The organism is Streptomyces sp. 8N616, from assembly GCF_052246385.1.
In the GTDB taxonomy this organism is placed as follows: domain Bacteria; phylum Actinomycetota; class Actinomycetes; order Streptomycetales; family Streptomycetaceae; genus Streptomyces.
In genome coordinates this window covers 1-18,359 of sequence record NZ_JBQQBY010000002.1, presented here as the reverse complement: position 1 = coordinate 18,359, position 18,359 = coordinate 1, and the positions used below count along the sequence as shown (strand labels likewise).

Here is an 18,359-nt window from a genome sequence, read left to right as displayed (position 1 = left end):
CGGCGGAACCCCAAACCCACCTGCCACCCGAGGAGAGCTGAACATGGACCGGACCGCCATACTCGCGTGGGTGAAGGCCGAACGGCTCAGCCTCGCCGACTTCCTCGACGACCTCGACGACCACGAGTGGCAGACAGCCTCCCTCTGCCCCGGTTGGACCGTGCACGACGTGGCCGCACACATGACGCTGTCCACACGCACCACACTCCTCGGCACGATCAAGGGCGCCATCCGGGCGCGCGGCAACTGGAACCGGATGGAAGCCGACCTGGCGCGGGAACGGGCCGCCAGATTCGGGCCCGCCGAGCTCATCGCCCAGCTGCGCGAGACGGCAGGCTCGGCCCACCGCGCGCCTTTGTCCAGCCCGTTGGACCCGCTCGTCGACGTGCTGGTACACGGGCAGGACATTGCGCGACCGCTCGGGCGCGAGCGGGACATGCCCGCGGAGCAGACCGTCGCCGCGCTCGAACACGTCCTCGCCAGCCCGTTCTACGGCGCCCGAAAGCGCCTGGCCGGGACGAGACTGGTGGCCACCGACCGGGAGTGGTCAGCGGGTGTGGGACAGGACGAAATCCGAGGGCCGGCGGGTGATCTGCTCCTGCTGGCCACGGGGCGAGCCGCCGGGCTCGCAGGCGTCTCCGGACCAGGCGCCGAGCGAATCGCGGCAGCGCTGTAGGTATCGGTGCCGAGGAACGTCTCGCAGTGATCGTCGCGATTCAGGCCCTTTCCGGGCGGCGGGGCCGCAGCGGCCGGTAGCCGGCCGGGTCGAGCTTGGCGAGCTCGGTGTCGACTTCCACGTTGTCGTGCCGAAGAAGTTCACGTTCTCGCTGTGGGCCGGAGAGATGTGCGCGAGGAGCTCGTCGTCGACCGCCCGGCCCTCGGCACGCATCTGCGCGATGGCCAGCCCGTAGTACTCCGTCGTCCAGGTCACCACCGAGTTGGTCAGCAGCGTCAGGCACCACGCCTGCTCGGTCTGCGCGGCCAGGTGGCGGTGCCGGATCGCGCCCTCGTGCGCGTACAGCAGGCTGCGGCGAAGCGAGTGCGGAGATTCGCCCTTGTTCAGCTGCCAGGCGGAACAGCAGCGACGGGGAGTCGTGCTCCTTCGCGCGGGCGAGCAGGAACTCGTCCATCTCCTTCAGCTCCAGCGTCTTCGCGGGCTTCCAGTTCAGGTACCGGGTCACCTCGCGTAGGTGCCCGGTGCGGGTCTGCTTCAGCCCGTCGTAGAACTGCATTCACCCACGGGGATCTGTAGATGTTCGGAGAGTCGGGCGACCGCCGCCGGTGGCGCCGAGGCGACGTCGTCCGGGACGAACCCGAGCCAGGGGAGTGTGCACAGCTGGACCGCCAGCCCCAGCCGGTCCTTCGGACTACGGCCGCGGCCGGGTCGATGAACCCCACGTCCGCCGGTGTCAGGGTGAAGAACCGGATCAGCTCTTCCTTGTTGATCTCGAGCCGCGCAGCCGCGCGCGGACGGCACGCCGCTATTCAACCAATTGGTTGACAAGCCGGAACCCTCGGCCGTAAGGTATTTAACCAATCGGTTGAATATGGGAGGCGCGAGGTGACCGACGACCGGCTGTCGCTGGTGTTCTCCGCACTGGGTGACCCCACTCGGCGCGACATCGTGGCCCGGCTCGCCGCCGGGGACGCCACGGTCAACGAACTGGCCGAGCCGTACGACGTCACGGTGCAGGCCGTGTCCAAGCACATCAAGGTTCTGGAGGACGCCGGTCTGGTCAGTCGCAGCAGAGTCGCCCAGCGGCGGCCCTGCCACCTCGAGGCAGAGGTCTTCGACCTGATGACGAAGTGGATCGAACGTTATCGGCGCGAGGCGGAGGACCGTTTCCGCCGCCTCGATGCCCTCCTTGAACAGATGGGCGAGCAGCCGGCGACGGACACCCCGACGGAAGAAGCGGCATCATGAGCACCACCGACACGCACCACCGCAACGAGACGCGGATCGTGGCCGACCCGGATCTGCCCACCATCCTGATCATCCGGGAGTTCGACGCTCCGCCGGAGCGCGTGTTCCGGGCGTACACCGACCCCGATCTGGTCGTCCAGTGGCTCGGCCCGCGTCGGCTCACGATGCGGATCGACCAGTACGACGCGCGCAGCGGTGGCTCCTATCGCTATGTGCATCGCGACGACGACGGAACCGAGTACGGCTTCCATGGTGTGTTCCACGAGGTGCGCCCCAACGAGCGCATCGTGCAGACCTTCACCTACGAGGGATTTCCGGACGGCGTCAGCCTGGAGACCGCCGTCTTCGAGGACCTCGGTGGTCGCACCCGGGTCACCGGCAAGTCGCTCATGGACTCCATCGAAGCCCGCGATTCGATGCTCAAGAGCGGCATGGATTACGGCGTCCGCGAAGGCCACGAGCGGCTCGACGAGCTGCTCGGCGGCCAACAGAGCGACAGCGCCGACCGACACACCGAGACGGGATCTTGATCATGGCGAGAACAGCAGCAGATGAGCACCGCACCGTGGCACGCGTATTCACCGACCGCGTACGCGGCACGGATCCAGAGGCATGGGACAACCCGGCGCCGTGCGAGGGGTGGGCAGCCCGGGACGTCGTCCGTCACCTCGTCGAGTGGTTCCCCGACTTCCTGAAAGCCGGCGCCGGAGTCGAACTGCCGAAAGGGCCCTCGGTGGACGACGACCCGGTGGCCGCCTGGGCGACGCACCGCGATGGGGTGCAGGCCCTCCTCGACGATCCGGCCACCGCACACAAGCTGCTGTCGAACCCGCACATCGGAGAGATCCCACTGGACCAGGCGGTCGACCGGTTCTACACCGCCGATGTCTTCATGCACACCTGGGACCTGGCACGGGCCACCGGTCAGGACGAACACCTCGACCCCGCCAAATGCGCCCAGTTGCTCGACGGGATGCTGCCGCTCGACGACGTGCTCCGTGCGAGCGGGCAGTACGGACCGCGGGTCGAGGTGCCGGAGAGCGCCGACGTCCAGACTCGCTTGCTCGCCTTCATCGGCCGCAAGCCCTGACGAGTTGGAAGGCACCGTCGGCGGGGTCAGCGCAGGACATCGCGCGCGGTGCAGGCACGCCCGCTCAGCGGCGTTGTCGGCGTGTACCGCCGCCTTGTCGTACGCTTCCGCCGCCGCGGCCGAGGCGGCGGAGCAGGTCGACGCGGGCGGCATGGAAGACGTGGTAGCCATCCAGAATCCAGGGCCTCGAACAGGGGCAACCGCCGCCGCCCCCGGGTCTCTGCCACAGCGACCGCGCGGTTGAGCCCGACCACCGGGTCGGGGCCAGGGCCATCAGCTGGTCGTCGAACTGCACGACCTGGCCCCAGTCGGTGGCGTCCGCCGTCGGAGCGTCACTGTGGACGGTGTTGATCGCGGCCTGGATCTGGTACGGCCCCGGCCGACCGCGACATAGACATCGACGGACCAGGGCCTGGCCCTCGGCGAGGAGCACCAGGTCGCCGCTCCGTCTTCCGGCAACGTGGCGAGCAGTAAACCGCGCTACGGCGATGATCCCCCCGGCCACCCAGTCAGCCCCGCAGACCGGGCAGATCCGCCGCCCCTCGCCCCGTTGAAGTGCCGCCACCCGCAGCCGGATCCGCCGTACCCGGCGTCACTACCTGGAACGGCACAGCCCCGAGCAGTACACCCCCGGGGCGGAGCATCCGACCTCAACCGTAAATCGCACCCAGGACAGCGCCACTCACCCACCGGCCCGTTGACCTGGGCCACACAGCCAGCCGAGACGCCGCAAGAATCCAGAAGGAGGGTTGAGAAACGGGCACTCAGCAGTGCGCACCCTGGACGTTTGCGATGCGGCACGACCAGTCCCGTATTGATGTACGCGCCGTCGCCGAGCACCGTGACGCCCTGGCAGTGTTCGGCCAGTCCGGAGTCTCGCCAGGCCCTGACGTCGGCGGTGGTGCCGGGCCTCGGACGAGCCGCGGCCACCACCAGGCGCGTGTCCACATCCACGATGACCTGCACGTTCACCGAGAACCGGTAGTTACGCGAGGATGGGGCCACCGTGCGGTCGCGCACGGGGATCAAGGTGCCGTCCACGATCCACAGACGGTCCACGGCTTCCGCCGACGGACGCACCGGCTCCAGCGCGAGCAGCGGGCCCAGCCGCTGGATCATCCGGCACACGGTGGCGGGTGAGACGCCGAACAGCGGGACGAGCTGCCGCGTGGTCAGGTTGCTGCGGTAGTACACCGCCACCAGCAGCACCCGCTCGGCCAGCGGCAGACACCACGGACGGCCCCAGCCCGTGCCCTCCCCACCGCGCTCCCGCACCGCCCTCAGCAACCGCGTTGTGCAGGCGGGCGATGTCGAGCGTGGCGTGGTGGACGTCGTCGCTCTTGAGGCGGCAGTCGTGGGGTGGGTCGTCAGCCGGTCAGCTACCCCGCATCGTGTTCGGCGCGCTGGGTCTGGGCTCCAGGACCACCACCGCGGTCTCGGACGACCGCAGCGCCGCGTAGGCGTCCAGATTCGTGTCGATCTCGCTCCAGCGGGCCCAGAGCCGCAACCGCTCGTCACCTCTTGCGGCGTGACCTCGTACCAGCCGCCGCCCGTCGACCAGATCGACGGTCGCGTCCGGGTGCGTCTGCAGGTTGAGCCACCAGGCGGGCTCACCCTCACCCCACCCGTTCATCGCCAGCGAGACCAGGTTCGGACCGTCCTCGAAATACCCGATGATGACGCTGCGCTGCCGGCCGGTGCGGCGCCCGGTGGTGGTCAGCCGCAGCGCGCCCCACCCATTGGCGCGTGGTCGCCACAGCCCGATCCGGCCGCCAAAGACCCGGTACATGCCCCGGTGCACCGACCAGGCCAGACGGATGAACCAGCGCGGCGGGAGCCGCGGTGGTTTCGTCCGGCGCTCGACCGACATGGCGACCTCTCACACACCCTGGCTGGCTGCGGTCACGAACAGGATGCTAACCGCAGCCGCCGGCGGCCGGTAGAGCCGACGGCCTGCTGGCACACGTCGGATGACACCTCGGCCCTACCGCTCGATCGGAGCAGACGTGAGGATGAGGGAAGCGAACTGGGCAGCCGCCTGATGTCCGCATCAGGGGTGAGATGATCTTGGTGTGGGTGGTGTGATCACGGCGCCGGAGCCGTCCTGGACAGCTCCATTCACCCGTCTCAGCCCGCGGCTGTTCCGGAGGCTGGTGACCGCTTTACGCCGCGAGGGCGCCGATGCGGTCCGGCGGGGCCGGCCCTGTGCTTTGCGGCGGCGCGGCTTCAGCGCCAGGCGTGGGCCCGCTTCGGCGGCGCCAAGCTCGGGGGCGTTCTCGAAGAGGAGGGGCCGGTGCAGCCGGGAGAGCCCGTGTGGTCGTACGTAGCCTTCGATGTGAGGGAATCCCAGCGCGGAGGCGACTTGATCTACACGGACGGCGCCGGCAACAGGTAACCAGTGGGATGTCCCTGAGCAGGACAGCGGGCCCGATGTGAGTGACCTCCGGGCCGCCTTCACCGGCTAACATCCCGGACCCTCAGCGCACCGACCCAAAGGATGTGCCCTGTCCCGGGAGAGCCCTCGCCCAATTGAGCCTGGCGCCTCACCGCAACATCCGCTGACGCGGCCGGCCCGTCGCCGCCCTCACAAGCACCCCCGGCGCCTCAGGAACGGCCACACACAACGACGGTCACTGGTGGCTGCACTGGCGCCCGGGACGCGGAGCTGGCTGCCCGCACCGCGGCTCTTCCGCGGGCGCGGTCGCAGCGAACGCCGTCACCTCTGCTGCCGCCGCGCCGCCCAGTGAGCGGCCCGACTCGCGGGTCACCATAAGTGAAGAGAGGCCTTCCTCATGTAACAGTGCGTACCCAGGGCCAGGCGTCAACGCTGCAGAAGCCACGTCACGTGCCTGAGCGGCACTAGAGATCAGGCACTCACACCCGTGCCGGCACCCGCACGATGCGACGCGGTCCTATGCTCAGCGCCCAGGCGTCCCTGACGTTTGCCTTTGAGATGCCTCCCATCGCGCAGGCGTACGCGAGGAGGTTGGCGTCGTAGGGGAAGGTTATGCCGGGTCGCTGCCAGAAGCGGTAGAGCCAGTGCTCCGGCGGATCATCCGGCCACGGGGCACCGTGGCCGATCTCCTCACGCCGCACCTGATTGCCGTCGCGGTAGAGCGTGCCGAAAGTGCCGCCCTTGGGGTTGAAGAAGAGGCTGTAGGTGGTGGCCGGGGACAGTCTGCGGGACAGTTCGTGGTGGTCCAGTGCCTGCCAGAAGGGCTGGCTGATGATGCAGCCGTTCGCGGTACCGGTGACGCCCAGCGCGTGGCCACCGGCCGCGTCGAACAGCGAGAACTGGTCCACCTGCGGATCCTGCTGCAGCACGGGGCAATCCGCCGGGTCGGCGCCGAGCCGGCCGATGACCTCGTCTTCGCCGACCACGTCGGCGAAAGTCACCTCAAGGCCATCGGAGTGGATCTGCTCTGCTGCGAACACGCCGATGAGCCGGTCGGCCCGTACCTGGTCCACCCGTTGTGCCGCGCTCAACGGCACTGCTCCCGGCGTCCTTTCCACCAAAGGTGCCAGCTCCGTCGTCAGCGCCAGCCGCCCCGGCGTCCACTCACCCACGCAGGGCCGCCACGCATTGGCTCCCGCGTCGAGCAGAACCTGCACGGTCTCGCCCTGCACGCCCGCGACTGCCCGCCACAAAGGCGTGAGCCCCTGTGCGTCCGGCACATCCACCTCCTGCGCGAACTCGAGCATCACCGCCACTGCCTCGGCGGTGCCCCTCTCAGCCGCCAGGTGCAAAGGCGTCTCCCAGACGTAATCGGACCCCAATCGGTCGGTCGGAGACTCCTCACTCTCAAGCCGCGCCCTGACGCACGCCAGATCGCCCCAGTCCTGGAGGTACCAGCTTCTCTCGCTCATGTCGTGATCGTCGCAAACAGCACTGACAGCACCAGAACTCGCAGATACTGCCTCGCTGCTTGTAACAGAGCTCAGGTGTGCACTCACCAACAGGAGCGAAGTTCGGAAACAGCTTCTCGGCCCCAGCTAACGCCACCAGAACATCGCTGGGCACCCCCTGCCGCCCAACACGTCATGACGCGGCAAGAAGAGCGGGGGCGATGACCCTTGACCCGGTTAAGACCGTTGCGGCGGACAGCAGGAAGTCCCGGCGGCGACGGGCCCTCCTGCGTTCCGAGCCAGGGGCGAGGCGCCGACGTTCGTGGGACCAGCTGTGTTTCCCGGCGACGAGGTCGACCCCGCGACTGCTTGAAGCCCGCGGGCACGAATCCGACGGTGTGGGGGTGCAATGTCGGAGGAGGGCTCATGGCCGACGGGGGGTCACGACCCAGCTGACTGGTACGGCCCAGCAACGGGCCTGTGTTATCGGGAATCGATGACGGTGTACACGCCGTCGAGGGCCTTTGGCTTGCCGTTGGCTGGGAGGTTGAAGAGGCCCTGACCGTGGAAGTCGGTGACGACGATCGGGCGGCGGCGGCTGTTGTAGATGGCCTCTACGGACGAAGGACGGATCTCGAGACCGGAGTGCGTCACCAGGGTTTCCTTCTTGTGGGAGAGCGGCGCGATCGTCAGGACCCCGCCGTCCTTCGTCTTCAGCGCGTACGTCTGGGTGTGGGCCGGCTTGGTCTCGAAGAAGGCAACCCGGGCCCTGGAGCCGAACTCGTCGTTGCGTTCCTTGTAGATCCTCTTGGCCTCGGTCAGCGTGGAGGAGGCCGCGAAGACCCTGCCGGCGTTCTTACCACCGGACTCGAAGATGTCCTCGTAGGCGTGGGTCATGTCGCTGGGGGACGGCGTTCCCCGGCTGCGGTTGGTCGTGGTCGTGGTCGCGGGCGATGGCTCTGGGCCGCGGCTGTGTGCGGGGTGCGGTGGTCCGCTGATGCCGTCGGCGAAGGCGAGGGTGTTCTGTCCGTCGGTGTGCCGCTCGCGGCACGGGCGCCGGATACCCCCTGTTCATGGGCCCAGGTCGGCGCAGTCGCGTTCGTGGGGGAGCAGAGGGCGGAACGTCAGCCAGTAGGTGTGGCCTGAGGAGGTCCAGGGAGTTTCCGGGGTGGCTTTGTCGGCCAGGGGCTTTGCTTGGGCCGACTGGTGTGGGGTGAGGATCGTGCACCAGCCTTCGCGGGTCTGTGTGCCCTGGTCGGGGGGTGTGAAGGGCCAGGGTTTCGCGGGGGCTGTGGAGGCCGTGGTGTAGCCGGCGAAGACTGCCAGGCGAGGTGGGTCATATGGGCGGGGGTTGGCGCTGAAGGCGGTGGATGGCCAGGAGGCGGGGGCCAGGCCGGCTCGGTAGTCCTGGAGGCTGCCGTCTGCGGGGGCTCGGGTGGTCACCACACCCTGGTCCGTAGTGAGGGTGATCAGCAGTGTGGTGCCATCGATCGTCTCCGACTTCTCCGGGCTGCGGGTCCTTGCCAGGCCCTGGGCGTACGCGTCCGCGTAGAGGCGCTTGAGTTGGTCTTTCGTCAGGTGGTACGCCGTGGCGCGCTCCAGTGCCCCCGTCTGGCCCGACGGGGCTACCAGCGTGCCGTCGCCGTACAGCGAGATGCCTGGCATGGGGCGCAGCTTGGCGGCGCCGGGCTTGCCGGGGATGTCGCGGACGCCCAGCACCAGAGTGGTGCTGCCGGACGGAGGGCCGCCGGGGGGCACGGGCTTGTCCGCGCCGCAGGCGGTGGCCGACAGCAGGGCCAGTGCAGCTGCGATCCGGCGCAGCGCAGGGGTGAGGCGCATGGTCACTCCGGTTGGACTGCGGGGCGGCCGGAGGGACCCGGCCGCCCCCTGACTGGCTACGAACGCGTGATGGTGTAGCTGCCGCTGCCCGCACGGTTCACGACGACCACGCCATGGCAGCCGTCGCCCAGGGAGACCGTCAGCTGTTCGGCATCGCCGGCGCCGTGGCCCGTACTGCTCGCTGTGGCGTCGGTCCGGTTCGCCACGTTGTCGGAGCCGCCGGAGTCGGCCGACAGGACGTACAGCTCCGCATCCTGGCTGCCGGCCGAGGGCGTCACCGTGAGGGTGACGTCCTGCTGCGCGGACAGGCACACGTCCCAGACCGCCGCGAGCCGGTTGGCGCCCATGGTGATGGTCTGGGTGTCGGCCAGCAGGCCCTCCGTCTCATCGCCCTCGATCCGGTAGTCGCCGGTGCCGGTCCCACCGGGGCGTCGCACCTGCGGGTAGTAGTCCCCCAGATCGCGGCGGTTGGAGTTGATGGCGACGAAGTCCGTGGCGTCACCGGTGTGGACGCTGCTCGCCAGCAGGTTGCTCAGGCCCGAGTCCTCGTAGAGCGACAGGTCGTAGTCCGTGTTCGCCGGCGGCCGCAGCGTCACCACAGACCAGAAGATCTTGGTCGTGTCGAAGCGGTAGTTGTGGTCGACGAGCGGGGTCGGTCTGCTCAGCGACACATGGTCGGCGAGACGGTCACGGAAGTCGTAGTCGATGGTGTTCTGGTAAAGGGCGCCGAGCGCCGCCTCGCCGGTCTCTTTGCCGTTGCCGCCGCGCTCCGTCCACCAGTCGTGGAAGGTGTGCGGGCGGTCGTCGAGGAAGGTGTACCAGACGTTGTCGAGGGTGTCGTTGTAGTCGTCGAAGGCCTCGTCGCCGCCGTCGACCAGATCCCACAGGGCGCCCGCGATACGGCCCTCCACCCGGTCGCCGTTGTCCCACGGGTCATTGGCCATGTCGGTGCGGACCGAGCCCCAGGTCGCGGCATCGAAGTCGACGTTGATGTTCTGGTCGACGGTGTCCCGGTAGACCGGGTCGTTGAAGACAGCGACGCCGTACCAGTCGCCGAAGCCCTCGCTCCAGGCGCACTCCTCCGTCTCCTGCTTGTGCGCCTGGTGGTCGGAGCCGCAGTTTGTCTCGAAGTCGTTGTCGTCATACAGGTCATCCATCACGGCGTGGCCCAGCTCGTGCGCCACCACGTTGCGGTCGTCGGCGTCCTGGTCGATCAGATAGATCTCATCTTCGCCGGGGCGGAAGAAGGTGCCCTCGGTCTGCCCCGGCTCCCAGTTGAAGTCGATGCGCTCACAGTCGGGATCGCGGGAGTCCCAGCAGTCGCCCGGGGTCCAGGCGGAGGCGGTGTTGGCCACGTCGTAGACGCGCAGCGAGCGGTCGAGCCGGCGGTCGGCGGGCGACAGATCGCCGAAGTCGGTGGTGGTGCCGTCGCCGAGGTTGTCCCGCTGACCGGTGCGGAACGTCCAGGGGTCGTCGTCCCGTTCCACGCCCCACTGGCCGTTCTGGGTGACGAAGCGGAGATACACGTCCTGGCCGCCGCGCGCATCGGTGCTGTTGTCGAAGCAGAGCCGGTAGCGGCCGTTTGCGTCGGTGAGGCCGACCGTGAGCAGATCGTCGCTGTTGGCCGGATCCTCGTCCCACACCTGCACCTGGAGGTTGACGGAGGACTGCCAGTTGCCGTCCCGGTCGGTGTAGCTGAAGCTACCGCGTACGCAGCTGAGGGCCGCTGCCGCGGTGGCCGAGGCGCTGTCCGGGACGGCCAAGCCTCCCAGCTTCGGCGCGGGCAGCGTGGTCTGCCGGCCCACCTTGGTGCCAGCGGGCAGGTGGGCGGTGGCATACGGTCCTGAGTCCAGCCCCAGCCGGGAGTTGGCGGCGGTCTTGCCGACGGTGAGCAGGGCGGACTGCTCGGTGCCCAGGCCGTATCCCGAGGGCGGCAGGACCCGTACCCGGATCGCGTAGTCACCGGCGGCCGCGGCTGTCACCTTGCCGGTGAACCGCAGGGACTGTCCGCGGTCGAGATCCGTGGAGCGGGATGCGCGGGTGACGGACCCGCCCTCGTCCGGCTGGGTCGTCTCCTTCTTGCCGGTGGTGAACCCGGTGGGCTCGGCCGCCCATGTCAGACCGTTGGGCAGGTCGATGTGGATACGCGCCCCGGGCACATCGGCCTTGGAGCTGACGGTGACGGAGAGCGCGGCGGTGCCGCCCACGGCGGGTGCTCTGTCCAGCTTCGCGGTGGCGGTGACACAGCGCGGCGCCTTATCGCTGCGCTGGTCGCAGGCGGCGAGCGGATCGGTCGCGGGCGCGGCGGTGGCCGACTGAGTCTGGCTGAGTGCTCCGGCGAATAACGCCAGAGCGGTCAGGACGGTGCGCAGACGTAAACGCAAAATTCCCCCCTTGTATGGACATAGCCCAAGGGGCAGTTGAGTGCCCCGACCGATCCTGTGTGCCGTCCATGCAGGTGTCACCACCGGAATTGGCCATGCCGCTTGCATCACTGGGGTGGTGCGGGCGTACCCCAGTAGAGGGGGTCGGCCGCCCCTCAGCGCCGCCTGCTGCTGGCGCCGTTCGCGCTGGGCACGAACATGGGCATCCGCGCGATCGTGGCGACCGGCGAGCACGGCGAGAGCGAGGCCGCGCTGCGGCACGTGCACCGGCACTTCATCACCGTCGACAACCTCCGTGCCGCCGTGGCCAGGCTCGTCAACGCCACCTTCGCCGCCCGCGACACCGCCTGGTGGGGCCGTGGCAATGCCTGCGCGTCGGACTCGAAGAAGTTCGGATCCTGGTCCAGCAACTTCATGACCGAGCACCACGCCCGCTACGGCGGCAACGGGCGTAATGATCTACTGGCACCTCGAGCCAAGAACGTCTGCATCTACTCCCAGCTGAAGTCCTGTTCCTCGTCCGAGGTCGCGGCGATGATCGAGGGCCTGCTGCGGCACTGCACGGACGCCGAGATCGAGTCCAACTACGTCGATACCCACGGTGCGAGCGTGGTCGGGTTCGCCTTCACCGAGCTGCTCAACTTCCGCCTGCTGCCGAGGCTGAAGGACATCGGCAGCATCCGTCTGTACCGCCCGGACGAGACCCCGCCCGGCCGGCCCGCCCTCGGCACCTCGCTGACGCGCCCCGATCCGCTGGGAGCTGATCGAGCAGCAGTGCGACCAGAGGGTCAAATACGCCACCGCGCTCCGGCTCGGGACGGCGGAGGCCGAGCAGGTGCTGCGGCGCTTCACCCGCGGTGGCCCCAAGCACCCCACGTACCAGGCCCTCGAAGAACTCGGGCGCGCGGTCCGCACGGTCTTCGCCTGCGACTATTTGGCCGGCCCCGGCCTGCGCCGGGAGATCCACGGCGGGCTCCAGGTCGTGGAGAACCGGAACAGCGCGAACAAGCGCGGCCGCAGCGGCCGCGACTGGTAGTCCCGCGGCTACCGTGCTCCACTACGGCAAGGACGGTGCCCTGACCGGCCCGGACAAGGAGCACGCCGAGACCTCGGTGCTCGCCCTGCACCTGCTCCAGTCCGCGCTCGTCCACGTCAACACCCTGCTGGTTCAGCACGTCCTGGCCGAACCGGCCTGGGCATCGCGGCTGAGCGAGGAGGACCGGCGCGGCCTGACCGCGCTGTTCTGGTCCAGCGTCAACCCGTACGGCACCTTCCGCCTGGACATGGACAAGCGCCTCGACCTGGGGCCGGCCGCCGCCGTGCCCCGCCCCCGCACCCCGGCGGACACCGCCGACCGATCGCGTACGGAGACACAGTGAATGACTTCCAGGACTTCACCGACCCGAGGCTGAACGAGGCCCTGTGGCGGGCTGGCGGGCACGGCGGACGGGAGTGCCTTGGCCGCCAGAGCGGTGAGCAGGAGCAGCACGGCGCTGGTGGTGAGGCTGATACGCCGTGCTGTACCGGCGGACGGGGCTCCCGGGAGGTGGCGGCGAGCGGAGTCCCCGTAGGGAGGCCGGCGCAGGCAGACGGCGTGGCGGGCGGCGCGGGCCGGTCAGCCGACGCGCACGCTCTCGCCAGGCAACGTTCGCCTGGCCCGTTGCCGGACGAGCCCGCAGGGTCGTTCAGGGCCTGCGGCCGTGGAAGGTGCGGCGCAGGTCGCTCACCCAGGCGTCGGGGTTCTCCCAGGGGATGAAGTGGCCGCCGTGGTCGTGGGCGTTGACGTTGACGTGGTTGAACCAGTCAGCCTGCGGGCTGGCCTTGAACGCCCGGACGCGCTCGTTGGTGGTGTGGATGCCGGGCGGGTTCTCGTACGTGACGAAGGTGAGGCCGACCGGGGCCTGCACGACCGGGGTGCGGTCGTGGGCGGGGGCCCAGGGGTAGCGGTTGGCGTTGGCGTAGTAACGCATCGACGTGGCGATGGAGTTGTTCACCCAGTAGATCGTGGCGTGGGTGAGCAGGTCGTCCTTGGTGAAGACGGACTCGACGTCGCCGCCGTTGTCGCTCCAGGCGTTCCAGCGCTCCAGCAGCCAGGCGAGCAGTCCGGCGGGTGAGTCGCTCAGCCCGTGGGCCAGGGTGGCGCCGTCGAGCATGTGCACGGCGAGGTGGGCCGCCGAGCGGTGGTCCAGCTCGATGATGCGGGCGCGGACGTCGGCGGGCTGGTCGTCGGTGAGGGGCCGATTCCGGGCGAAGTCCCAGGCGCGGGGGCCGGTGAAGAAGTCGAGCGGCAGCCCGGAGCCGATGTGGATGCCGTACAGCTCGTCAGCGTACTTGTGGCCGAGCTGGCTGGAGACGATCCCGCCGATGTCGCAGCCCCCGGCGGCGTACTTCTCGTATCCCAGAGTCTCGGTCATCAGGGTGTGCCAGAGGTCGGAGACCTTCCAGAAGTTGACGTCCGAAAAGCCGGTGAGCGGGCCGGGGAAACCGAAGCCGGGCAGGGACGGCACGATGACGTCGAACGCGTCGGCGGGGTCACCGCCGAAGGCGGCCGGGTCGGCGAGCGGGTCGATCACCTTCGACCAGTGCCAGAACGTCCACGGCCAGCCGTGGGTGAGGATCAACGGGATCGGGCTAGGGCCGCGGCCAGGCTTGCGCATGAAGTGCACTGGTACACCGGCGACGCTCGCCTGGTAGTGCTCGTAGGCGTTGATGGCGGCCTCGGCCTTGCGCCAGTCGTAGCCGTCCCGCCAGTAGGCGACCAGCTCACGGAGATAGCCGTCCGGGACGCCGTAGGACCAGTCCCCATTCCCCTCGTCCAGCGGCGGACGGGTCAATGTGAGACGGGCGCGCAGGTCATCGAGGACCTTGTCGGACACATGGATCGGGGTGGGCTCCAGGGGGAAGGCGTGCGGGGTGGTCATGGCGTGGTTCTTTCTGGGTAGGGGGGAAGTGGTGCCGTCGGCCTGTTGGGTGGTTGGGCGGCGAGCCGGGCCATTTCAAGGAGTGCGGGCAGCGATGCGGCGAGTGCCTGCCGGTGGTGCGCGTCGAGCTGGTCGGCCAGGGCGGCCAGGCAACCGATGCGCTCCTTTCGCCGCGACTCGACCACCTTGGCACCAGCGCGGACATTCAACGGCTTTGACGATAGAACGTTTCCACATCCGCCCCGGGGCGGCGTTGCATAGGCGGTCGCCTGTGAAACACGCGGCCGTCCGACGGTCCACCTGCGGCGATCACGTTTCATGGGTCGTTGCAAACGACTGGACTTCTGAAACACCCTCATGAAGCAGTCCGGGGCGTGACCGACGACTTCAAGCGCGTGGAAGCACGCGACTGCCCGATGTCCGCCTGTACCGCCCCGGCGGGCTCCCCGTGCCGTACGACCAAGGGGAAGGTGGCGATCCAGTACCACACCGCCCGCGTCCGCCTCGTGCCCCAACTCGCCAAGGTGCTCAGCGTGCCGACCCCCGCCGTACGGAAACCGGGATCGGTGTGGACCGAGCTGCCCCGGCCTGCGAGCGCCGGCACCGAACTGGTCGGGCACCTCCGCCTTGGCTATGCACGCGCCTTGACCGTGAGGCAGCGGACCCCGGGGCCCTGGCCGTCGACGAAGCCCAGTGGCTCAACGGCGAAGCGTTCGAATACTTCCGCTATCTGTGGGACGACCCCTCCACACAGCTCGCCGTCACCTTCGTCGGCGGGGAAGGGGGAAGGCTGCCACACCGTGCTGCGCCGCGAGCCGATGCTCTCCTCCCGCATCTCCATCCGGCAGCACTTCACCCGCCTCACCCTGAGCGTAGGCCCGGGAGACCATTCCCCTGTTCCACCCGGGCCCTCCCGTCTGGCGCCGCGGGTCAGCTCGCGGCGGCGCGTTCGGCCTGGGCCGTGGCGTGGGCCAGGCGGGAGGACTCGGTGCCGGTCTGGGTGATCGCTTCGTTGAAGGTGAGGCGGTCAACGATGGCCGCGGGTCGGTGAAGGTCTTCGTCCAGCCGTTGAAGGACAGCGCTCCTGTCGCGGCGCGTGCAGTGGCGGTTTGCCTGTTGGGGAAGTTGCGATCATGGGTGGAGCCACTCTGTAGCGTGTGAGGAAGTCGATTCGTGATGCCAGCTGTTCCTGCCGATCCGACCGTGGTTCACCCGATGCCCGACCATCCTCGTGTCGTGCTGCTGAGGCCGCTGGTCACCTCGCCGCTGATCGAGATCGGGGAGTTCTCCTACTACGACGATCCGGACGAGCCGACCGCGTTCGAGACCCGCAACGTGCTGTACCACTACGGGCCGGAGAAACTGGTCATAGGGAAGTTCTGCGCGCTGGGCGAAGGCGTGCGGTTCATCATGAACGGCGCCAATCACCGCTTGGATGCCCCCTCGACGTTTCCTTTCCCGATCATGGGCGCCTCGTGGGCCGAGCACTTCGATCTGATCACCGGCCTGCCCGGCCGGGGTGACACCGTGGTCGGCAACGACGTCTGGTTCGGATACCGGGCCATGATCATGCCCGGCGTCCGCATCGGCCACGGAGCGATCATCGCGTCCGGCTCCGTCGTCGTCGACGACGTCCCTGACTACGGCATCGTCGGCGGCAACCCAGCCAGACTCATCCGTCGCCGCTACAGCGATGAGGACGTCGCCCGCCTTCTGGCCCTCGCCTGGTGGGACTGGCCGACCCAGCACATCACCGAGCACATCCGCACGATCATGTCCGGCAGCATCGACGACCTCGAGGCCGTGGCCCCGAGGAAGCAGTAGCCGCACTACTGGCCCTGCCGCCCATGTGGGGCGGCGGGCCGTCGAGTTGCCCTGGTAGAGGTCAGCCGGCAGCGGCGGGTTCTTCGGCTCGTGCCCTCCGAGCTGCCGCCGCCGACGGCGAACCGGGCGCGGGTCTCGTTGACGAGGCCGCCCGTGCTCCGACGTCCGCGCCCGGCCGCCGCGCGGCCCTCCGGCTGCCACTCCTTGGAGGCACGCAGGGACCGCAAGTTCGCCGAGGAGAGCACTGAGATGCTTGCGAAACTCTGCGATGAGTACCGGTGGATCCAGGCCGCCTTGAAGGACGCAGCAGGCTGGCAGGCCGAGCCTGCTACGAACGCCGCCGCAGACCTCCACCCGGCCCTGCTGGAGCCGTCCGGCAGCATCATCTGCCTCCGCCGCCTCCGAAGACCGGCCCAAAAGGATCATGCTTCACCCGGTCGGTAGTCTTGCGGCATGGCATGCACGAGCATCCCGCACTGCTTTCTCTGACGCTGCGGTGAGGACAGCGGCCTGACACCGGTCTGACCAGACCGTGCCGTCACGCCGCTGTCTTTGGCATGCCCGCTACCGACTGCTGATCTCACAGCCACCATGCCTCCGAGCACGGGCTGTTCGTCATGGCAATGGACCTGGTGAACCAACCCTTCCGGAACAGCCGGCTGGGCATCGCGGTCGACTCGCGGGCGCTGACGACCCCATCGTCCACTGCAAGCACGCAGCTCACCGCTGCCGAGGAGCGACCATGTCCACCACCCACCGGGACTCGCGTGACAGGCTTCTGGCCGTCCTGACCTGCCCCCTGTGCCCAGCTCGCCTCGAATCCGCCGACCGTGCGTTACGGTGTGCCAACCGGCACACTTTCAACATCGCCCGCCACGGATACATCAGCCTGATGACCGGGCACCGGCGTCCTACCAGCGCCGACACCCCAGACATGATCCGGGCCCGCACTGCGTTCCTCCAGGCCGGCCACTACGCGCCGCTCACTCGCACCCTCGCCGAACTCGCCGCAGTGCTCTGCCCGTCCGACGGCACCCTCCTGGACGCTGGCGTCGGCACCGGCCATTATCTCGCGGCAGTTCTGGATGCCCTCCCCCCAGCCATGGGGCTGGGGCTGGACACCTCAACGTAGGCCCTGCGCTCTGCTGCACGAGCCCATCCCCGTTCGACGGCAGCCAGCTGGGACCTCTGGCAGCCTCTGCCCATCCGAACCGATGCGGTCCACCTCCTGCTCAATGTCTTCGCACCCCGCAACGGTCGGGAGTTCCACCGCGTCCTCCGGCCGGACGGCGCCCTGCTGGTCGTCACTCCCACACGCCGACATCTGCTCGAACTCCAGCACCACATCGGACTGCTGTCGGTCGACCCCTACAAAGAAGAACGCCTGCGCAGAACGCTGTCCGCGCAATTCTGGCGCGAACACACCAAGCCTCAGGAGTTCGTCATCCCCCTCACCGGCCAGGACATCGCCCACCTGGTCACCATGAGCCCGAGCGCGCACCACATCAGCCCCGAAGAACTGCACCACCGCATCGCGTCCTTGGACACTCCCCTGCCGGTGACCGTCTCCTTCGTCGCGTCGGTCTACCGACCCCATTGAATAAGATCACCAGCTGCTAGGGGGACATGAGTCTGCCCCCGAGCAGCTCCACCTGGCTGGGCTGAAACCGGTCGAAGCATCCACCATTGCGACCCTCGAAGGACATTCTGAAAACGATCAGTTACAGCGGCTAACACAATGAGTCGAGTTGCCGGTGGGTGATCACACAGCAGGCGAGCTTCAGGAACGCTTCGTGGATATCGGCTCGGCGGCAGAGGCCGTGGAGCCGGCAGGGCGTCACAGATTGTCTGGTCCCGGAAGAATGGTCTGCTGGCCAACCTGAGTTACCTCAGTCGAGAAGGGAGAAGGCCGAACGTTGGGCCGACTCTGGGCCGTCCGCGGGTTGCTGGGCAGCCGCCGTCGACGATCACTCAGGCGACGCCCAACACCGCCCGGACCACCGAGAACGCACGTCACCAAGATCGCTCGCAACAACAGAGCGAGAACCCCGCCCGTCGAAACTCGCCGAAAGAGGCTGCCAGCGGCCCCTACCGATGGCCGGGGGCTCGCTGGCAGTGCGGAGCCGTCTCCCTTGGGGGGCCCGTCCAACTCGTCGGCCGCGTGCTGCTCTGGGCCCGCAAGGCCTGGGTGCGGCGGGGAAGACCTGCACGATCCGGCTATGGCGTCGTGTGTTTCGGCGCGACGGGCATCGTCTTGGGTTGTGGGTGGTGACGTTGTATGTGCTGGGTGGCCCGGTCTGGGCCGGTCTCTGACTGTGTGTGCGGGCTGGGGGCCGGTTTCTGCGACTGTCTGCTCCGCAGGGCTGCTTGTGGAGCTGACGGATTCTCCGCTGTGTGCGGGCCGGGGGGGGTGCCTCTATGTCTGTGGTCAAGCGAGGCGTGGGGTTCTGGGTTCGTAGAAGGTGCCGTCGCGGAGCATGGCGAACAGCACGCTGATGCGGTGGCGGGCGAGGCGGAGGAGGGCCTGGGTG

Annotated in this window: 17 protein-coding genes and 7 pseudogenes; 11 read left to right on the top strand and 13 right to left on the bottom strand. The window is 68.6% G+C overall.

The features are described from left to right. Positions 1-43: 43 nt before the first annotated feature. On the top strand, positions 44-676 hold the full coding sequence (locus ACTWQC_RS01765) for a maleylpyruvate isomerase family mycothiol-dependent enzyme (protein WP_443313672.1): 633 nt from the start codon (positions 44-46) through the stop codon (positions 674-676). Positions 677-814: 138 nt separating this feature from the next. Here the strand turns inward: ACTWQC_RS01765 and ACTWQC_RS01760 are convergent. The 3 genes and pseudogenes from ACTWQC_RS01760 to ACTWQC_RS01750 all read right to left on the bottom strand — a co-directional run. After that, a pseudogene (locus tag ACTWQC_RS01760) lies at positions 815-1,072 on the bottom strand (Tn3 family transposase); the annotation flags it as partial. Then, positions 1,068-1,232, bottom strand: a pseudogene (locus ACTWQC_RS01755) (DUF4158 domain-containing protein); the annotation flags it as partial. The pseudogenes ACTWQC_RS01755 and ACTWQC_RS01760, both read right to left, overlap by 5 nt. Next, positions 1,211-1,477, bottom strand: coding sequence for a DUF4158 domain-containing protein (locus tag ACTWQC_RS01750; RefSeq protein ID WP_443313918.1), 267 nt, complete (start codon positions 1,475-1,477; stop codon positions 1,211-1,213). The pseudogene ACTWQC_RS01755 and the gene ACTWQC_RS01750, both read right to left, overlap by 22 nt. An 84-nt stretch (positions 1,478-1,561) precedes the next feature. On the opposite strand from ACTWQC_RS01750, the gene ACTWQC_RS01745 reads away from it, so the two are divergent. The 3 genes from ACTWQC_RS01745 to ACTWQC_RS01735 are packed head-to-tail and all read left to right on the top strand — an operon-like array spanning position 1,562 to position 3,014. Continuing rightward, complete coding sequence (locus tag ACTWQC_RS01745) at positions 1,562-1,924, top strand: ArsR/SmtB family transcription factor (protein ID WP_443313671.1); 363 nt, start codon at positions 1,562-1,564, stop codon at positions 1,922-1,924. Further along, positions 1,921-2,454, top strand: a complete 534-nt coding sequence (locus ACTWQC_RS01740; protein WP_443313670.1) for an SRPBCC family protein — start codon at positions 1,921-1,923, stop codon at positions 2,452-2,454. Before ACTWQC_RS01745 ends, ACTWQC_RS01740 begins: the two co-directional genes overlap by 4 nt. Positions 2,455-2,489: 35 nt before the next feature. Further along, complete coding sequence (locus ACTWQC_RS01735) at positions 2,490-3,014, top strand: TIGR03086 family metal-binding protein (RefSeq protein ID WP_443313669.1); 525 nt, start codon at positions 2,490-2,492, stop codon at positions 3,012-3,014. 39 nt (positions 3,015-3,053) lie between these two features. Here ACTWQC_RS01735 and ACTWQC_RS01730 read toward each other — a convergent pair. The 3 genes and pseudogenes from ACTWQC_RS01730 to ACTWQC_RS01720 all read right to left on the bottom strand — a co-directional run. Next, positions 3,054-3,453: pseudogene (locus tag ACTWQC_RS01730) on the bottom strand (RNA polymerase sigma factor); the annotation flags it as partial. A 326-nt stretch (positions 3,454-3,779) separates the two neighbouring features. Further along, a pseudogene (locus ACTWQC_RS01725) lies at positions 3,780-4,304 on the bottom strand (transposase family protein); the annotation flags it as partial. Between the two features lie 85 nt (positions 4,305-4,389). Further along, positions 4,390-4,884: a nitroreductase/quinone reductase family protein gene (locus ACTWQC_RS01720; protein ID WP_443313668.1), complete on the bottom strand. Its 495-nt coding sequence runs from the start codon at positions 4,882-4,884 to the stop codon at positions 4,390-4,392. Between the two features lie 202 nt (positions 4,885-5,086). Here ACTWQC_RS01720 and ACTWQC_RS01715 point away from each other — a divergent pair. Then, positions 5,087-5,227: pseudogene (locus ACTWQC_RS01715) on the top strand (IS5/IS1182 family transposase); the annotation flags it as partial. A gap of 661 nt (positions 5,228-5,888) precedes the next feature. On the opposite strand, the gene ACTWQC_RS01710 reads toward ACTWQC_RS01715, so the two are convergent. The 4 genes from ACTWQC_RS01710 to ACTWQC_RS01695 form a co-directional block, all read right to left on the bottom strand. Then, a complete protein-coding gene (locus ACTWQC_RS01710; protein ID WP_443313667.1) occupies positions 5,889-6,881 on the bottom strand; it encodes an ankyrin repeat domain-containing protein in 993 nt (330 codons plus the stop codon). A gap of 462 nt (positions 6,882-7,343) precedes the next feature. Beyond that, the gene (locus tag ACTWQC_RS01705) at positions 7,344-7,757 is read right to left on the bottom strand and encodes a hypothetical protein (protein ID WP_443313666.1); all 414 of its coding nucleotides are present in this window, start codon (positions 7,755-7,757) and stop codon (positions 7,344-7,346) included. A gap of 174 nt (positions 7,758-7,931) precedes the next feature. After that, positions 7,932-8,699: a hypothetical protein gene (locus tag ACTWQC_RS01700; RefSeq protein ID WP_443313665.1), complete on the bottom strand. Its 768-nt coding sequence runs from the start codon at positions 8,697-8,699 to the stop codon at positions 7,932-7,934. 56 nt (positions 8,700-8,755) lie between these two features. Beyond that, positions 8,756-11,083, bottom strand: coding sequence for a hypothetical protein (locus tag ACTWQC_RS01695; protein ID WP_443313664.1), 2,328 nt, complete (start codon positions 11,081-11,083; stop codon positions 8,756-8,758). A 198-nt stretch (positions 11,084-11,281) separates the two neighbouring features. Between ACTWQC_RS01695 and ACTWQC_RS01690 the strand changes: the two are divergent. The 3 genes and pseudogenes from ACTWQC_RS01690 to ACTWQC_RS01680 all read left to right on the top strand — a co-directional run. Continuing rightward, positions 11,282-11,728, top strand: a pseudogene (locus tag ACTWQC_RS01690) (Tn3 family transposase); the annotation flags it as partial. A gap of 103 nt (positions 11,729-11,831) precedes the next feature. Next, on the top strand, positions 11,832-12,119 hold the full coding sequence (locus ACTWQC_RS01685) for a Tn3 family transposase (protein WP_443313917.1): 288 nt from the start codon (positions 11,832-11,834) through the stop codon (positions 12,117-12,119). A 13-nt stretch (positions 12,120-12,132) separates the two neighbouring features. Next, the gene (locus ACTWQC_RS01680; RefSeq protein WP_443313663.1) at positions 12,133-12,462 is read left to right on the top strand and encodes a Tn3 family transposase; all 330 of its coding nucleotides are present in this window, start codon (positions 12,133-12,135) and stop codon (positions 12,460-12,462) included. Between the two features lie 306 nt (positions 12,463-12,768). Here ACTWQC_RS01680 and ACTWQC_RS01675 read toward each other — a convergent pair whose 3' ends face one another. Beyond that, positions 12,769-14,004, bottom strand: a complete 1,236-nt coding sequence (locus ACTWQC_RS01675) for an epoxide hydrolase family protein (protein ID WP_443313662.1) — start codon at positions 14,002-14,004, stop codon at positions 12,769-12,771. A 416-nt stretch (positions 14,005-14,420) separates the two neighbouring features. Between ACTWQC_RS01675 and ACTWQC_RS01670 the strand changes: the two are divergent. After that, positions 14,421-14,486: pseudogene (locus ACTWQC_RS01670) on the top strand (hypothetical protein); the annotation flags it as partial. 149 nt (positions 14,487-14,635) lie between these two features. Here the strand turns inward: ACTWQC_RS01670 and ACTWQC_RS01665 are convergent. Then, positions 14,636-14,845: a hypothetical protein gene (locus ACTWQC_RS01665; RefSeq protein WP_443313941.1), complete on the bottom strand. Its 210-nt coding sequence runs from the start codon at positions 14,843-14,845 to the stop codon at positions 14,636-14,638. Positions 14,846-15,180: 335 nt separating this feature from the next. Between ACTWQC_RS01665 and ACTWQC_RS01660 the strand changes: the two genes are divergently transcribed. Continuing rightward, the gene (locus ACTWQC_RS01660; RefSeq protein WP_443313661.1) at positions 15,181-15,828 is read left to right on the top strand and encodes a CatB-related O-acetyltransferase; all 648 of its coding nucleotides are present in this window, start codon (positions 15,181-15,183) and stop codon (positions 15,826-15,828) included. A gap of 742 nt (positions 15,829-16,570) precedes the next feature. Continuing rightward, positions 16,571-16,960 carry a putative RNA methyltransferase gene (locus tag ACTWQC_RS01655; protein ID WP_443313660.1) on the top strand — a complete coding sequence of 130 codons (390 nt, stop codon included), beginning with the start codon at positions 16,571-16,573 and terminating at the stop codon, positions 16,958-16,960. Here ACTWQC_RS01655 and ACTWQC_RS01650 read toward each other — a convergent pair. After that, positions 16,952-17,356, bottom strand: a complete 405-nt coding sequence (locus ACTWQC_RS01650) for a hypothetical protein (protein ID WP_443313659.1) — start codon at positions 17,354-17,356, stop codon at positions 16,952-16,954. The two genes, ACTWQC_RS01655 and ACTWQC_RS01650, sit on opposite strands and share 9 nt — an antisense overlap. Positions 17,357-18,359 lie beyond the last annotated feature (1,003 nt).

Bases quoted from the DNA above. Each gene is read 5' to 3' on its own strand.
- ACTWQC_RS01765 (WP_443313672.1), top strand. From the start codon at position 44: ATGGACCGGACCGCCATACTCGCGTGGGTGAAGGCCGAACGGCTCAGC.
- ACTWQC_RS01740 (WP_443313670.1), top strand. From the start codon at position 1,921: ATGAGCACCACCGACACGCACCACCGCAACGAGACGCGGATCGTGGCC.
- ACTWQC_RS01720 (WP_443313668.1), bottom strand. From the start codon at position 4,884: ATGTCGGTCGAGCGCCGGACGAAACCACCGCGGCTCCCGCCGCGCTGG.
- ACTWQC_RS01710 (WP_443313667.1), bottom strand. From the start codon at position 6,881: ATGAGCGAGAGAAGCTGGTACCTCCAGGACTGGGGCGATCTGGCGTGC.
- ACTWQC_RS01705 (WP_443313666.1), bottom strand. From the start codon at position 7,757: ATGACCCACGCCTACGAGGACATCTTCGAGTCCGGTGGTAAGAACGCC.
- ACTWQC_RS01700 (WP_443313665.1), bottom strand. From the start codon at position 8,699: ATGCGCCTCACCCCTGCGCTGCGCCGGATCGCAGCTGCACTGGCCCTG.
- ACTWQC_RS01675 (WP_443313662.1), bottom strand. From the start codon at position 14,004: ATGACCACCCCGCACGCCTTCCCCCTGGAGCCCACCCCGATCCATGTG.
- ACTWQC_RS01665 (WP_443313941.1), bottom strand. From the start codon at position 14,845: ATGGAGATGCGGGAGGAGAGCATCGGCTCGCGGCGCAGCACGGTGTGG.
- ACTWQC_RS01660 (WP_443313661.1), top strand. From the start codon at position 15,181: ATGCCAGCTGTTCCTGCCGATCCGACCGTGGTTCACCCGATGCCCGAC.
- ACTWQC_RS01655 (WP_443313660.1), top strand. From the start codon at position 16,571: ATGTCCACCACCCACCGGGACTCGCGTGACAGGCTTCTGGCCGTCCTG.